The organism is Klebsiella pasteurii, assembly GCF_018139045.1.
In the GTDB taxonomy this organism is placed as follows: Bacteria; Pseudomonadota; Gammaproteobacteria; order Enterobacterales; family Enterobacteriaceae; genus Klebsiella; species Klebsiella grimontii.
In genome coordinates this window covers 5016355-5032725 of record NZ_CP073236.1, presented here as the reverse complement: position 1 = coordinate 5032725, position 16371 = coordinate 5016355, and the positions used below count along the sequence as shown (strand labels likewise).

Here is a 16371-nt window from a genome sequence, read left to right as displayed (position 1 = left end):
TAATCTCAGTCAACAACACATAAAAAAAGGGCCGGAAAATCCGGCCCTTAGAGAAAAAATGAGATCGATAATCAGGCGTAGCCGTAGCTCATCAAACGCTGATAGCGACGGTTCAGCAGCTCTTCCTCACTCAGAATATCGAGGTCAGCCAGATCGGCCAGCAGTTGCGCTTTCAGAGAGGCGGCCATCACTTCCGGATTACGATGCGCGCCGCCCAGCGGCTCAGGAATAATGGAGTCAATCAGCTTCAGCTCTTTCAGACGCGGGGCAACAATGCCCATCGCCTCGGCGGCCAGCGGCGCTTTGTCGGCGCTTTTCCATAGAATGGACGCGCAGCCTTCCGGGGAGATAACGGAATAAGTGCTGTACTGCAGCATATTCACTTTATCGCCCACACCGATTGCCAGCGCGCCGCCGGAGCCGCCTTCACCGATAACGGTACAGATAACCGGTACGCTCAGGCGCGACATTTCACGCAGGTTGCGCGCAATCGCTTCAGACTGACCGCGCTCTTCCGCGCCAACGCCCGGATAAGCGCCCGGGGTGTCGATGAAGGTGATAATCGGCATTTTAAAGCGCTCGGCCATCTCCATCAGGCGCAGCGCCTTACGATAGCCTTCCGGCGCCGGCATACCGAAGTTGCGGCGAATTTTCTCTTTGGTTTCGCGCCCTTTCTGGTGGCCGATAATCATCACCGGACGTCCGTCCAGACGCGCAATCCCGCCAACGATCGCTTTATCGTCAGCGTAGGCGCGGTCACCGGCCAGTTCGTCGAATTCGTCGAAAGCCAGGCGGACATAATCCAGGGTGTATGGGCGACGTGGATGGCGAGCCAGTTGCGCAACCTGCCATGCACCAAGATCGGCGAAGATCTTGCGCGTCAGCTCTACGCTTTTTTCACGCAGGCGATGCACTTCTTCATCGATGTTAATATCCAGTTTCTCATCCTGGCGGCTTACCGCTGTCAGAGAATCGATTTTCGCTTCCAGCTCTGCAATCGGCTGTTCAAAATCAAGGAAATTCAGACTCATAGTATTCCTGTATTAGTCAAACTCCAGTTCCACCTGCTCCGAGCCGATAAGGCCACGCAGATCGTTAAGTAAACGATCGCTCGGAGAGACGCGCCATGTTGCGCCAAAACGCAACCGCGCGCGTGCATCCGCCCTCTGATAATAGAGGTGTACTGGAATAGTTCCCGAACGGTAGGGTTCCAGAGACTGACGGAGTCGGTTTAAAAGCTGGTCATCAATTTGCCTGTCCGTCAGCGAGATAGCAAGCCCGCGAGCATATTTTTCCCGGGCTTCGTCAATATCCATGACTTCACGAGCGGTCATTTTAAGCCCCCCGCTGAAGTCATCAAAGCTGACCTGTCCGCTGACGATAAGTATGCGGTCTTTTTCCAGCAATTGCTGGTATTTATCCAGGGCGTCGGTGAACAACATCACCTCCAGACGCCCGGAACGGTCATCCAGCGTACAGATGCCGATACGATTGCCGCGCTTGGTGACCATGACCCGCGCGGCAATAACGAGCCCGGCCGCCGTGGTCACTTTACCACGATCGGTCGGATGCATGTCTTTGAGTCGCACGCCGCCAACGTAGCGCTCGATCTCTTTCAAATACTGGTTAATCGGGTGCCCGGTCAGATACAGCCCCAGGGTCTCCCTTTCTCCATCTAGCACCACCTGTTCCGGCCACGGCTGGCAGCTGGCGTATGACTGTTCGATTTGCTCCGGCTCTTCCGCCAGTACGCCGAACATGTCCGCCTGACCGATAGCTTCGGCTTTGGCGTGCTGATCGGCGGCTTTTAGCGCATCGCCCAGTGAATTCATTAACGCCGCGCGATGCGGCCCGAGGCGGTCGAAAGCCCCGGACATAATCAGTTTTTCCAGCACCCGGCGGTTGAGCTTTTTAATATCCGTACGCGCGCAGAGATCAAACAGTTCGCGGAAATAGCCGCCCTGATTACGGGCTTCAATAATCGCTTCAATCGGGCCTTCGCCGACGCCTTTAATCGCGCCGATACCATAAACGATTTCGCCATCGTCGTTAACGTGGAAATGATACAGGCCGGAGTTAATATCCGGCGGCAGGATTTTCAGCCCCATCCGCCAGCACTCATCCACCAGGCCGACGACTTTCTCGGTGTTATCCATATCCGCGGTCATCACCGCCGCCATAAATTCAGCCGGATAGTGCGCCTTTAGCCACAGCGTCTGATAGGACACTAAAGCATAAGCGGCGGAGTGCGATTTGTTAAATCCATATCCGGCGAATTTCTCCACCAGGTCAAAGATTTTGATCGCCAGTTCACCGTCTACACCGCGCTTCCTCGCCCCTTCTTCAAAGGTGCCGCGCTGCTTAGCCATCTCCTCCGGCTTTTTCTTACCCATCGCACGACGCAGCATATCCGCGCCGCCAAGGGTATAGCCGGAAAGCTCCTGGGCAATCTGCATGACCTGTTCCTGGTACAGGATGATGCCATAAGTTGGCTCGAGTACCGGTTTCAGGCATTCGTGCTGCCACTGCACGTCCGGGTACGATATTTCTTCGCGACCGTGCTTACGGTCGATAAAGTTATCCACCATCCCCGACTGCAGCGGCCCCGGACGGAACAGAGCCACCAGAGCGATCATATCTTCGAAGCAGTCGGGCTGCAGACGCTTGATCAGATCCTTCATACCGCGCGATTCAAGCTGGAAAACGGCGGTGGTTTCCGAACGCTGCAGCATGTCGAAGCTTTTTTTATCGTCGAGCGGGATCGCGGCGATATCCAGCGGCCCCTCGCCGTTCTTCTCGCGGCGGGCGTTGATCATCTCCAGCGCCCAGTTAATGATGGTGAGCGTACGCAGGCCGAGGAAGTCAAACTTCACCAGCCCGGCATATTCAACGTCGTTTTTATCAAACTGGGTAACCGGATGCTGGCCCGCTTCATCACAATAAAGCGGGGCAAAATCGGTAATTTTGGTTGGCGCGATCACCACCCCACCCGCATGTTTACCGGCGTTACGGGTGACCCCTTCGAGCTTACGTGCCATGTCGATCAGCGCTTTAACCTCTTCATCCGCCTCGTAAATTTCCGGCAGCTGCGGCTCGGCTTCAAACGCTTTCGCCAGCGTCATACCCGGGTCAGGCGGCACCAGCTTGGAAATGCGGTCCACAAAACCGTACGGATGGCCCAGCACGCGGCCAACGTCGCGGATAACCGCTTTCGCCGCCATGGTACCGAAGGTAATAATCTGCGATACCGCATCGCGACCGTACATGTCCGCGACGTGTTCAATCACCTGGTCGCGCTTCTCCATACAGAAGTCAACGTCGAAGTCGGGCATGGAGACACGTTCCGGGTTAAGGAAACGTTCGAACAGCAGGTCGAACTCCAGCGGATCGAGGTCGGTAATTTTCAGCGCATAGGCGACCAGCGAACCGGCGCCGGAACCACGTCCCGGCCCTACCGGCACGCCGTTATCCTTCGACCACTGGATAAACTCCATAACGATCAGGAAGTAGCCAGGGAACCCCATCTGGTTAATCACCTGCAGCTCAATGTCCAGGCGTTCATCATATTCAGGACGGCGTTTAGCCCGCTCATCCGGATCGGGAAACAGGAATTCCAGGCGCTCTTCCAGGCCTTCTTTGGATTTCTTGACCAGATAATCTTCGGTGGTCATATCCCCGGTCGGGAACTGCGGCAGGAAGTACTCGCCAAGGCGCACGGTCACGTTACAGCGTTTGGCGATCTCCACGGTGTTTTGCAGCGCTTCGGGAATATCGGAAAAGAGCTCGCACATCTCCTCTTCGCTGCGCATATACTGCTGCGACGAGTAGTTACGCGGACGCTTAGGATCGTCGAGGGTGAAGCCATCATGGATAGCCACGCGGATTTCATGGGCGTCGAAGTCGCCCGGCTCAAGGAAGCGAACATCGTTGGTCGCCACCACCGGTAAGCCCCGGGTTTCCGCTAGTTCTACCGCAGCATGCAGATAGGGCTCTTCATCCTGACGGCCGGTGCGAATCAGCTCAAGAAAATAGCAGTCAGGGAAATGTTGTTCGTAAAAATCAACGCACTGATCCACCAGCGCCATGTTGCCGCGCAGCAGGCTACGGCCCACGTCGCCCATGCGCCCACCGGAGAGCAAAATCAGCCCTTCTTTTAATTCGATCAGCCAGTCGCGATCGATAATCGGGCCCGCCGCACCGTAGCCGCGCTGATAAGCTTTGGAGATCAGCAGCGTCAGATTCTGATAGCCAACGTTGTTCGTCGCCAGTACCGTCAGCTGGCTCAGTTCATCGCCAAGCAGCTCGCTCTGGACGTGAAAATCTGCCCCGACAATGGGTTTAATTCCGGCGCCGTGCCCCGCTCCGTAGAACTTCACCAGCCCGCAGAGGTTGGTAAAATCAGTGATCGCCAGCGCAGGCATGCCGAGCGCGGCCGCCTTTTTTACCAACGGTCCGGTTTTCGCCAGGCCATCGATCATGGAATAGTCGCTGTGCACCCGCAGGTGTACGAAACGTGGTTCAGCCATCTTCAGATTCCGCGTTACTTAATTGCTTGCGTGTCGGTTCAGGACGCCAGGCCCAGCGCGCGCTTCACCGGGCCAAAGCTGCGCCGGTATTGCTCGATTACGCCATGTTCCAGCAGCTTTTGCAGATGAAAAGCGGTGGGATAACCTTTATGTTGCGCAAAACCGTACTGCGGGAACTCCCGGTCCAGTACGGCCATTTCAGCATCCCGCGTCACTTTAGCCAGAATAGACGCGGCGCTGATTTCCGCCACTCGGCTGTCGCCTTTAACGACCGCCAGTGAAGGCACTGGTAGCGGCGGACAGCGGTTACCATCAATAAGAACAAACTCAGGGGAAATGCTCAAGCCCGCAACGGCGCGCTGCATGGCCAGCATGGTCGCATGTAGAATATTCAGCTCATCGATTTCATGCGGCTCCGCACGACCGAGGCTCCAGCACAGCGCTTTTTCTTTGATCTCATCAAATAGCGCAAGGCGCCGCTTCTCGCTGAGCTTTTTCGAGTCGGCAAGACCCAAAATCGGTTTTGCCGGATCGAGAATAACTGCGGCAGTCACCACCGCGCCGACCAGCGGACCGCGCCCGACTTCATCGACTCCCGCAACCAGATGGGTATGCGGGTAAACGAACTCCATCATTTTGCTAACTCCAGTACTGCATCCGCCGCCTGCTCATCAGCGTTGCAGCGGATCTGCTGATGCAGCGCGCGAAAGGTTTCATGCATATCGTGGCTGGTTTTACCGTCGGCCAGCAGCGGCTTCAGCGCCTCGGCCAGCGCCTGCGGCCGGCATTCATCCTGCAGCAGTTCTTTAACCAGTTCACGCCCGGCCAGTAAATTCGGCAGCGATACGTAGTCGGTTTTAACCAGCCGTTTCGCCAGCCAGAAGGTAAACGGCTTCATCCGATAGCCGACGACCATCGGACACTTAGCCAGCATACATTCCAGCGCAGCCGTTCCGGAGGCCAGCAGCGCAGCATCGCTAGCGATCATCGCATCGCGCGCCCGCCCATCCAGCAGATGTACGGCAAGATCCGGCGCAGTTTCCGCTTTGATACGCTCGAACTGTTCCCGCCGCTTCGCGTTGACCAGAGGGACAACCACTTCGAGATCGGGGTAAGAGTCTCGCAGGATCTGCGCCGTTTTCAGGAAATCGGCGCTGAGCATCTCAACTTCCGCCCCGCGGCTTCCCGGCAGTAGCGCCAGGCAGTGCACGTTACGATCGATTCCCAGACGGTCGCGCGCCGCGCCTTTGTCCGGATCCAGCGGCATCGCATCCGCCATCGTGTGGCCGATAAACCGGCAGGGAACGTTAAATTTGTCATAAAACGCTTTTTCGAAAGGCAGGAATGCCAGTACCAGATCGGTGGATCTGCCAATTTTGAAAACGCGTTTTTGCCGCCATGCCCATACCGACGGGCTGACGTAATGAATAGTTTTGATACCCTGCTTCTTCAGATTACCTTCGAGGGTAATGTTGAAGTCAGGCGCATCAATGCCGACGAACACGTCCGGCTTGAGCTCGGTCAATCGACGGGTGAGATCGGCGCGAATATGCAGCAGCCGACGCAGGCGACCAAGCACTTCCACAATGCCCATCACCGCCAGCTCTTCCATCTCATACCAGGCCTCGCAGCCTTCCGCCTGCATCAACGGCCCGGCAACGCCGACAAAGCGGGCATCAGGGATGCGAGCTTTGAGCGCGCGGATAAGACCGGCGCCAAGAATATCGCCGGAAGTTTCTCCGGCGACCAGGGCAATCGTCAGGGGACGCGATTCAGCCATTAACGAATCAGGCCGCGGGTGGAGCGGGCAAAAAAGTCGGTAAATGTCTGCACTTCAGGGTACTGCGCCGCCAGCTCGGCGATCTCAGCTTTCGCTTCGTCCAGCGTTTTACCGCTGCGGTACAGCAGCTTGTACGCGTTACGAATTGCTGTGATCGCCTCACGGCTGAAGCCGCGGCGTTTCAGCCCTTCTATGTTGACGCCAAACGGCGTTGCGTGGTTGCCCTGAGCAATCACGAACGGCGGAACGTCCTGCGCAACGCCGGAGCAGCCGCCAACCATCACGTGCGCGCCAATAATGCAGAACTGATGCACTGCGGTCATGCCGCCGATGATAACAAAATCATCCAGCGAAACGTGGCCCGCGAGGGTCGCGTTATTCGCCAGAATACAGCGGTCGCCCAGCGTACAATCGTGCGCCACGTGGGCGTTGATCATCAGCAGGTTATCGCTGCCCACCTTCGTTAATCCACCGCCCTGTACTGTGCCACGATGAATGGTGACGCTTTCGCGGATGCGGTTGCGATCGCCAATTTCCACGCGGGTCGGTTCGCCAGCATATTTCAGATCCTGGTTAACTTCACCAATGGAAGCAAACTGATATATCTCGTTATCGCGGCCAATTTTGGTATGCCCGTTAATAACAACGTGAGACTTCAGTACGGTACCTTCGCCGATTTCGACGTTAGCGCCAACAATACAAAACGGGCCAATGTGGACGTTAGCGCCAATAACGGCGCCTTCTTCTACAATGGCGGAAGGATGAATAAAGGCGGTTTTATCAATCACGTATCAGGCCTCCCGGCTACGGGCACACATCATCGTTGCTTCGCAAACCACTTTTCCGTCAACCGTCGCAACGCCTTTGAAACGAGTCAGGCCACGGCGGGTTTTCTCAAAAGTGACTTCCATAATCATCTGGTCGCCTGGCACGACCGGACGTTTGAAACGCGCTTCGTCAATCCCGGCAAAATAATACAGCTCGCCCGGTTCCAGTTTTCCAACGCTTTTGAATGCCAGAATACCGGTGGCCTGAGCCATGGCTTCGAGAATCAGTACGCCCGGTAAAATCGGCTTACCAGGGAAGTGTCCCTGGAAAAACGGCTCATTTACAGAAACATTTTTAACTGCGCGTAGAAAACGACCTTCTTCAAAATCCAGCACGCGATCGACCAGCAGGAACGGGTAACGGTGAGGCAGAAGTTCCAGAATCTCTTCAATGTGCAGAGTATGAGTGTCAGTAGTCAAAATACTCTTCCTGTCAAATATCCTAAAAGGCAATAATAACACGGCCTGCGGCAATCTCATGAATGCAACAGGCCGAAAATTTAATGTGGCTGGATGAAGCACTAATCTTGCTGATTAACCTTGCGCTCAATGGCTTTGAGACGCTTGCTCATATCATCAATATTCAGTACCAGCGCAGCGGTCTTACGCCAGACCTTATTCGGCTGCAGCGGGATACCTGAAGAGTAAACCCCTGGCTCGGTGATAGGACGCATAACCATCCCCATCCCCGTGACGGTGACTTTATCGCAGATTTCCATGTGACCGTTGATCACGCTTGCTCCGCCAATCATGCAATAGCGCCCAATTTTCAGGCTGCCCGCCATGATCACGCCCCCAGCAACCGCGGTGTTGTCGCCAATCACTACGTTGTGCGCGATTTGACACTGGTTATCAATAATGACGCCATTACCGATGACGGTGTCGTCCAGCGCCCCGCGGTCAATGGTCGTACAAGCGCCAATCTCTACACGATCGCCGATGATCACGCGACCCAACTGCGGGATCTTCACCCAGTTGCCGCGATCGTTCGCATAGCCGAAGCCATCCGCGCCAATCACCGTGCTGGACTGGATCAGGCAATTCTCGCCGATCTCAATGTTGTGGTAAACGGTGACATTGGCCCATAAACGCGAGCCAGCACCTATTTTCGTATTTTTCCCAACGAAGCAACCTGCGCCGATGACCACGTTATCACCGAGGATCGCGCCGGATTCGATAACGGCATTCGGACCAATGGCGACGTGATTACCCAGCTTAGCCGTGGCATCGATGACCGCGCTGGGCGCGATATCCTGGGCCGGCTGCGGCGTGGTATCAAGAATCTGGGCCATGCGCGCGTAGGTCAGGTAGGGATTACGCACTACCAGCGCGGCGCGATGAGCAAAAGGCAAATCATCCTGCGTCATCACGACGGCAGATGCCTGGCAAGCGGCCAGGTGTTCACGGTACTTAGGATTTACCATGAAAGTAATATCGCCCGCTTGCGCGGACTGCATGGACGCAACGCCGGTGATGACGATATCGCCATCACCGTGTAATTCTGCATCCAACTGCTGGGCTAAATCAGCCAGTCGAATTGAAGGCATTACTTATTTAACCTGTTTCAGCACATCAGCGGTGATGTCTTTTACATCGCTGCTGTTGTATGCGACGGCATTAGAGTCAACAACCAGATCGATGCTCTGATCTTTAGCCACGCTCTGCACGGCGCTCTGAATACGAGTCACCAGCTTGCCGCGCTCTTCATTAGAACGACGTGCGCGATCCTGTTCGAAAGACTGTGCTTTCTGGGAGAAAGTCTGGCGCTGAGCCATTACATCTTTTTCCAGTTTGGTACGGTCAGAGCCCGCTTTCATGGACTGCAGACGCTGCATTTTAGACTGCAGGTCGCCTTCCATACGCTGCAGCTCGCTCGCGCGGCCTTTAAACTCGTTTTCCAGCGTGTTAGAAACGCCTGTTTTCTGGGCAACCTGTTGGAACAGGCTGTTCATGTTAACCATTGCAATTTTATCTGCCGCCTGAGCGGTAGTAACCATTGCTAAACCCAGACCTGCAGCTAATAACCACTTTTTCACAATTAACTCCTTACCATCCCATGAGTACCCAGGGGTACCGTTATTTGCGTGGCCAGGCGATAACCTCAGTTATCGCCAATAGTCAGCGCTATACTGCAACTGCACTTACATTCCATTGTAGCCAACATCATTACCAGGTTTTACCGATGTTAAACTGGAACTGTTCGGCTTTGTCTCCATCGTACTTTTTAAACGGCTGAGCGTAGGAGAATACCAACGGCCCTAACGGCGACATCCACTGTACTGCGATACCCGCAGACATACGGATATTGCTTGGATCGCTGTAGTCCGGGTAACCGCCATATGCGGCTGAATCCCAGTGAGTATCCCACACGGTACCCATATCCCAGAAGACGGAAGTACGTACCGAGTTCGCATATTTATCGCTAATAAACGGCGTTGGGGTGATCAGCTCAAGGCTGGCAACCGCCATGGCGTTACCGCCCACCGCATCATCAGACTTACACGGCGCGGACTCGCTGCTCTTACATTCGTTATCGTAGCTGCTGTCGTCGTCATGACGACTGCTGGCTGGGAAATAAACCGCTTTCGGACCGATAGTATTGGACTGGAAGCCACGCACGGTGCTTGAACCACCGGCATAGAAGTTCTCATAGAACGGCATCTCTTTACCGCCCAGACCATCGCCATATCCAAAGCGGGTACGACCCAACATGACCCATTTGTGATCGTCATCGATCGGTACATAGGTCGCGGTATCGAGCGTCGCTTTGTAGTATTCGTTATCCGATCCCGGAATCGTCACTTTACCATTCAGGTTGACGCGTGAACCTTCGGTCGGGAAGAAGCCACGGTCGAGCTTGTTATACGTCCAGCCGTAGTTGAAGGTGAAGTCGTCAGCGCTGAACGAGTTTCTGTCGTTCGTGTTGTCCGGATACTGACCCATCGAATTCAGATAACGCCACATGGATACCTGAGGCTGCATATTGGACAGCTTGTTATGCACATAGCCCAGGCCTGCGCGCAGCGTATTGTATTCGTTAACCGGGAAGCCCAGCGTGATGTCTGTACCATAGCTTTTGTTGGTATAGTCAGACAGGTCCGCATCGTTAGCATCGAAGTCGTTATAGAACACACGACCGCCGAGGCTGACGCCATCCACGGTAAAGTACGGGTTCGTCACCGACAGTTCAGTATAGGTCTGATAATCGTTTTTGGTGCCGTTAATCCCAACGGAATAGCCGGTACCGAGCCAGTTATCCTGCTGAACGCCGGCCTGGAAGCTGACGCCGCTTTCCGTACCGTAACCGACGCCGAAGTTAAAGCTACCGGTATTACGTTCTTTAACCTTATAGACCACGTCAACCTGATCCGGGCTGCCCGGCACGCGCTGCGTATCGGTATCAACCGTTTCAAAGTAGCCTAAACGGTTCAGACGATCTTTACCCTGGTCGACCAGGTCGCTACCCAGCCAGGCGCCTTCCATCTGACGCATTTCGCGACGCAGAACGGCATCTTTCGAGGTATCGTTGCCTTCGAAGCGAATTTTACGCACGTAGTAACGGTTGCCCGCATCGACGTTCACGTGCAGCTTCACGGTCTTATCGGTATCGCTGATTTCCGGCTGGGACTGAACGCGCGGATAGGCATAGCCGTAGCGACCGAGGAGTTTTTTAATGTCATTCTCCATTTTGGTCACTTTGGTGCCGTTATACAGCTCGCCCGGCTCGACTTTGGTCAGCGCTTCGATTTCTGCCGAATGCCCCGCCAGGTCGCCCGTCACCTGCACACCGGAAAGCTTGTACTGATCGCCTTCGGTAATGTTGATGGTGATGTAGATGCCTTTCTTGTCCGGCGTCAGGCTCACCTGCGTGGAGTCAATGTTGAAACGAGCATAGCCGCGATCCAGATAGTAGCTGCGCAGCGTTTCAAGGTCCCCTGCAAGCTTCTGTTTCTGATACTTACGATCGCCCACCACGTTCCACCACGGAACTTCATCGCGCAGCTGGAAGGTCGAAATCAGTTCATCGGTGCTAAATGCATGGTTGCCGACGATATTGATCTGCTGGATTTTCGCCGAGACGCCTTCCTGGAAGACCAGCTTCAGGTCGACACGGTTACGCGGCAGCGGCGTCACGACAGCTTTAACGCTGGCGCTGTACTTACCGACACTGTAATAGAAATCCTCCAGCCCCTTTTCGATATCAGCAAGCGTGGTGCGATCGAGGGATTCCCCTACGCGTACGCCGGATGCCTCAAGGTTTTGCTTGAGCATGTCATCTTTCACCGACTTGTTACCGGAGAAAGTGATGCTGGCAATCGTTGGACGCTCTTTCACCTGCACCAGCAGGGTATCACCATCGCGCAGGACGCGAACGTCCTCAAAGTTGCCGGTGGCAAACAGAGCACGGATGGTGTTACTGATATCATCATCGGTTACGGTATCGCCAGGACGCACTGGCATACTGAGGAGGGCCGCACCAACAGCGACACGCTGAAGGCCTTCGAAATGAATGTCCTTCACCACGAACCCGTCAGCACCGTATACGGTTGCGCTGCTAAACAGCAGCGACGCTATGAGCAACTTTTTCATCGCCATCGTTATTATGCGTTCTTCCTAACAAACTCTCTTACAACCGAGAGAAATCATTGAAAAGTGCAAGCCCCATTAACAGCACCAGCAATATTGAGCCAATGCGATAACTAAAGTCTTGAACTCGCTCGGATACCGGTCCGCCTTTCAGCTTTTCAATCGCCAAAAACAGCAGATGTCCCCCGTCAAGAACGGGAAGCGGGAACAGGTTGATTATTCCAAGGTTCACGCTGATCAGCGCAAGAAACATCAGATAATAAATCAGCCCAAATTCCGCTGACATCCCAGCCCCCTGGGCGATAGAAATCGGCCCGCTGAGGTTGTTCAGTTTGACATCACCGGTTATCAATTTGCCCAGCATCCTGACCGTTAACGACATCAGCTGCCAGGTTTTATCCGTGGCTTCAGCGATGGCGGCAAACGGCCCGTACTGACGCACTGTCTTATATTCATCAGGCAGCGGGATGACCTTAGGTACGACCCCTGCAAACCCCTCAGCTTTGCCTTTGGTAGACTTCGTGTCCGGCGTCAAGTTCACCGACAAGGGGCTACCCTGCCGCTCGATGTCCAGAACTAATGCCCTACCCGGATTATCGCGCACCAGATTAACAAACGTCATCCACTGCGTTAACGGTTGACCATCGACTTTAACGATCCTGTCGCCCGCTTGCAAACCCGCCTTCTGCGCCGCCGAGCCAGATTGTACTTCAGCCAGGACGGTATCAATCTGCGCGCTGCGAGGCTGAATGCCCAACGAGGTAACCGGATCTTGTTTATCCGGCTCGAACGCCCAGTGCTGCAGATCGAGGATTTTATCCTGGCGTTGATTGGTCCCGAAAGGGGCGACGGTAACTATTGTTTGCCGATCGCCTATCTTCGCCACCAGCGCCATCCGTACTGCATCCCAATCAGGCGTTTCGATGCCATCTATCGCTTTAAGTTCCGTTCCTTTTGCAATTTGTGCTTGCGCGGCGATCGAGTTGGGCGTTATGTCGCCAACGACCGGACGAATGCCTGGGACACCTATAATGAAGACCAGCCAGTAGGCAAAAATGGCAAAAAGGAAGTTCGCGATGGGCCCTGCGGCGATAACGGCGGCGCGCTGACCAACAGTTTTGTTGTTAAACGCGGCGTGGCGCATCTCTGGCGCCACGGGCTCAACGCGTTCGTCGAGCATTTTGACATAACCGCCCAACGGGATAAGGGCGATAATAAACTCCGTTCCCTGCTTATCAAAACGGCGCCAAAGCGCTTTACCAAAGCCGATAGAGAAACGCTCAACGCGGATACCGCAGCGGCGAGCAACCCAGAAATGGCCAAATTCATGGACGGTGATCAGCACGCCCAGCGCAATAATAAAAGCAGCCAAATTCCAGAGAACGCTCAGCATAAAACCTTCCGTCAAATCGTCCTGAAAACCAACAAGAGTAGGCAAGCAAATACGGGCACCGCAGCGGTCAGGCTATCGATACGATCGAGAATACCGCCGTGTCCGGGGATCAGATTTCCGCTATCTTTAATGCCAGCTTCGCGTTTAAACATGCTCTCGGTCAGGTCGCCAAGTACCGAGGCCAGGGCCGCGACAATGGAACATACCAGCAGCACCATCGGCGTGACATCCAGATGAGCCCACCAGCCGTAAGCCCATGAGATAACCGCTGCCGTTAACAGACCGCCAAAAAAACCCTGCCAGGTTTTGCCCGGAGAAACCTTCGGCGCCAGCTTATGCTTACCGAACATTTTACCGAACATGTAAGCGCCGGAATCCGCGCCCCAGACCAGAATCATCACGTACAGCAACCACAGCGCGCCACTATAATGATCATCGGCGTAATGCCAGGCCCGAAGCGCCAGCATGCCCCAAAAAAACGGCACAATGGTCAGGACACCAAAAATCAGACGTAGCGTTTTTGAATTGCGCCAGAAAGCCGCTGAAGTGGGGTAAGTCAGCACCAAAAGCAGCGCGACGACCCACCAGCCAAATGATGCCCATAGCGCCCCCTCAACCAGCGGTTGATGAACGTCATAATGATATTCCGGCATCAGGAATAGCATCAGCGCCAGCAGCAGACCGCAAAGCACTGACAGCCAGACTCTCTGCGCCGTTGAAGTGAAGCCGCTAAATTGCCCCCACTCCCACGCGGCGAGCATGCAGACGACTAGCGTAACGATGGCAAAACCCGCGGGCGGCAGCAAAAAAAGCGCCGCTATCACCACGGGGATTAAGACGAAAGCAGAAATCAGGCGATACTTCAGCAAAAGTGACCCCCATCAGGCATTGTTGCCGCCCGGTTCAGTGCCGCCGAAGCGACGCTCACGATTAACAAAGGCATGGAGTGCACCTTCAAAGTCCTGTTCAGCGAAATCGGGCCAAAGAACATCCGTAAAGTAAAGTTCGGCATAGGCAATTTGCCAAATCAAAAAATTACTAATGCGATGCTCTCCCCCGGTCCTAATAACTAAATCTACGGGAGCAAGTTCATGCATACAGACCTGCTGGCTCAGCATCTCTTCTGTAATTTGCTCGGGCTGTAGCAACCCGTCTTGTACCTGTTTGGCCAGATGACGTACGCCCTGAACGATGTCCCAGCGGCCGCCGTAGTTCGCAGCAATGTTCAGGGTCAAACCGGTGTTGTTCTCCGTCAGCGCCTCGGCTTTGCGAATACGCTCCTGGAGACGCGCGTTGAAGCGCGTGGTCTCGCCGATGATACGCAGGCGCACATTATGTCGGTGCAGACTTTTCACTTCGCTATCCAGCGCCCAGACAAATAGCTCCATCAGCGCACTGACTTCCTGCGCCGGGCGATTCCAGTTTTCACTGCTGAACGCGTATAACGTCAACGCTTCAATACCATTATTCGCCGCGAAAGAAACGGCGCGACGAACAGATTTTGCGCCGGCTTTATGGCCAAAGGCGCGGATCTTTCCTTGCCGTTTTGCCCAACGCCCGTTGCCATCCATAATAATGGCCACATGACGGCACCCATGCGCAGGCAACATTTCGCTGACAGTTTGATTAGCAGACAACATAACGCGTTTTAAGTCCATAATAAGGATTAGCTAAGCTACTAAACACGGGCCACCGGTCAGCGCTGGATACGCATTTTTATCCGGTACCGGAGCTACGGCCAATCGCAGAGAACAACCAAAAGCTTTACGCAAAAAAGCCGTGTCTTGCCACGGCCACCGTAATCTTTCACAACAAAATGCAACGATCGGATGGCGCAGACTATATCACTGAAGCACAGCGCCCACAAATATCACAACGAGTATCAGAATTTGCGCCGCGCGGCCAGGAGCTGACCTGCGCTTACCCGGGCCATGGCATCAATAGCCAGCACTTCATCAATACTTTGCGGCTCATTTAACGCCTGTTGATCCAGCACCGCCTGATTTATCGCCGCAATATCGGTAAAGCGAATATCACCGTTCAGAAACGCCGCGACCGACACTTCATTTGCCGCATTCAGCGTCGTGGTCGCCGCCTGACCGACATCAAAAGCCTCCATGGCCAGCTTCAGGCACGGGTAACGGCCGTAATCCGGCGCCGAGAAGCTCAGATTGCTCAACTGACAGAAATCCAGCGGTTTCACGCCAGAATTAAGGCGTTTTGGCCAGCCCATCGTGTGGGCAATCGGCGTACGCATATCCGGCTCGCCGAGCTGCGCCAGGACGCTACCATCCTGATAACGCACCATCGAATGAATCACCGATTGCGGATGGATCAGAACTTCCATTTGCTCCGCCGAGGCGTTAAACAGCCACCGGGCTTCGATATACTCCAGCCCCTTATTCATCATGGTGGCCGAATCGACAGATATTTTGCGCCCCATCGACCAGTTTGGATGCTTACAGGCCCGGTCGGGAGTCATCGCCGCCAGCTCAGAAATCGCCGTTTCCCGGAAGGGGCCGCCAGAGCCGGTGAGGAGGATCGACGCCACGCCGTTTTGGGTTAAATCAGCGTATCCCAGATTATGTTGAATTGTTTCCGGCATACTCTGAAAAATCGCATTATGCTCGCTATCAACCGGTAACAATCGTGCGCCGGACTGCTGCACGGCCTCCATAAACAGACGACCGCAGGTCACCAGCGACTCTTTGTTCGCCAGCAGCACCGTTTTACCCGCGCGGATGGCTGCAAGCGTCGGCACCAGGCCCGCTGCGCCGACAATCGCCGCCATCACCTGCTCAACCTCGTCCAGCGCCGCCACCTCAGCCGCCGCCTGCTGGCCGCTCATGACTTCCGTACGGCTACCCTGCTCGCGCAGTTTTGCCCGCAGCAGCTCCGCGCTGTGCGCATCGTCCATTACCGCGTAACGAGGGGAAAATTCCAGACATTGTTCAACCATACGGTCGACATTTTTCCCGGCGACCAGCGCGGTGATAGAAAAGCTATCAGGATTATGGCGCACCACATCCAGCGTGCTGCAGCCAATAGAACCGGTCGAACCAAGAATGGTTAATTGCTTCATGAGGCGTCCAGAAAAATGAAGACAGGATAAAAAGCAAAACGCCGCCAGCAAACCCTTATGCATCAATCATCGGATAATAGAGCGGAGGCGCCGAGCCTTTGACTTGGCGCCAAAGGCTACAAGGCCAGCCGTCTAAACGCAATCCCGAAAATTGAGCGTACGGTCTCCTGTACGGC

13 protein-coding genes are annotated in these 16371 nt (G+C 54.8%); all 13 read right to left on the bottom strand.

What is annotated here, in order from left to right; all coding sequences use genetic code 11:
- Positions 1-71: 71 nt before the first annotated feature.
- Complete coding sequence (accA, locus tag KCG39_RS23545) at positions 72-1031, bottom strand: acetyl-CoA carboxylase carboxyl transferase subunit alpha (RefSeq protein WP_004129124.1); 960 nt, start codon at positions 1029-1031, stop codon at positions 72-74.
- 12 nt (positions 1032-1043) lie between these two features.
- Complete coding sequence (gene dnaE, locus KCG39_RS23540) at positions 1044-4526, bottom strand: DNA polymerase III subunit alpha (protein WP_087829061.1); 3483 nt, start codon at positions 4524-4526, stop codon at positions 1044-1046.
- A 38-nt stretch (positions 4527-4564) separates the two neighbouring features.
- Positions 4565-5161, bottom strand: a complete 597-nt coding sequence (gene rnhB, locus KCG39_RS23535; RefSeq protein ID WP_004129122.1) for a ribonuclease HII — start codon at positions 5159-5161, stop codon at positions 4565-4567.
- Entirely contained in the window at positions 5158-6306 is a 1149-nt protein-coding gene (lpxB, locus tag KCG39_RS23530; protein ID WP_004129121.1) for a lipid-A-disaccharide synthase, read from the bottom strand. Before lpxB ends, rnhB begins: the two co-directional genes overlap by 4 nt.
- Complete coding sequence (gene lpxA, locus KCG39_RS23525) at positions 6306-7094, bottom strand: acyl-ACP--UDP-N-acetylglucosamine O-acyltransferase (protein ID WP_004129120.1); 789 nt, start codon at positions 7092-7094, stop codon at positions 6306-6308. The genes lpxB and lpxA overlap by 1 nt, the downstream gene beginning before the upstream one ends.
- 3 nt (positions 7095-7097) lie before the next feature.
- Complete coding sequence (gene fabZ / locus KCG39_RS23520) at positions 7098-7553, bottom strand: 3-hydroxyacyl-ACP dehydratase FabZ (RefSeq protein ID WP_004098761.1); 456 nt, start codon at positions 7551-7553, stop codon at positions 7098-7100.
- Positions 7554-7654: 101 nt separating this feature from the next.
- Positions 7655-8680, bottom strand: coding sequence for a UDP-3-O-(3-hydroxymyristoyl)glucosamine N-acyltransferase (gene lpxD / locus KCG39_RS23515; RefSeq protein ID WP_004129118.1), 1026 nt, complete (start codon positions 8678-8680; stop codon positions 7655-7657).
- A 3-nt stretch (positions 8681-8683) separates the two neighbouring features.
- Entirely contained in the window at positions 8684-9169 is a 486-nt protein-coding gene (gene skp / locus KCG39_RS23510; RefSeq protein WP_004129116.1) for a molecular chaperone Skp, read from the bottom strand.
- Positions 9170-9299: 130 nt separating this feature from the next.
- Entirely contained in the window at positions 9300-11729 is a 2430-nt protein-coding gene (bamA, locus tag KCG39_RS23505; protein WP_004129114.1) for an outer membrane protein assembly factor BamA, read from the bottom strand.
- A gap of 31 nt (positions 11730-11760) precedes the next feature.
- The gene (rseP, locus tag KCG39_RS23500; RefSeq protein ID WP_004129112.1) at positions 11761-13113 is read right to left on the bottom strand and encodes a sigma E protease regulator RseP; all 1353 of its coding nucleotides are present in this window, start codon (positions 13111-13113) and stop codon (positions 11761-11763) included.
- 11 nt (positions 13114-13124) lie between these two features.
- Positions 13125-13982, bottom strand: coding sequence for a phosphatidate cytidylyltransferase (gene cdsA, locus KCG39_RS23495; RefSeq protein ID WP_004129110.1), 858 nt, complete (start codon positions 13980-13982; stop codon positions 13125-13127).
- Positions 13983-13994: 12 nt separating this feature from the next.
- On the bottom strand, positions 13995-14753 hold the full coding sequence (gene ispU / locus KCG39_RS23490; protein ID WP_004129109.1) for a (2E,6E)-farnesyl-diphosphate-specific ditrans,polycis-undecaprenyl-diphosphate synthase: 759 nt from the start codon (positions 14751-14753) through the stop codon (positions 13995-13997).
- Positions 14754-14995: 242 nt separating this feature from the next.
- The gene (gene ispC / locus KCG39_RS23485) at positions 14996-16195 is read right to left on the bottom strand and encodes a 1-deoxy-D-xylulose-5-phosphate reductoisomerase (RefSeq protein ID WP_004129108.1); all 1200 of its coding nucleotides are present in this window, start codon (positions 16193-16195) and stop codon (positions 14996-14998) included.
- Positions 16196-16371 lie beyond the last annotated feature (176 nt).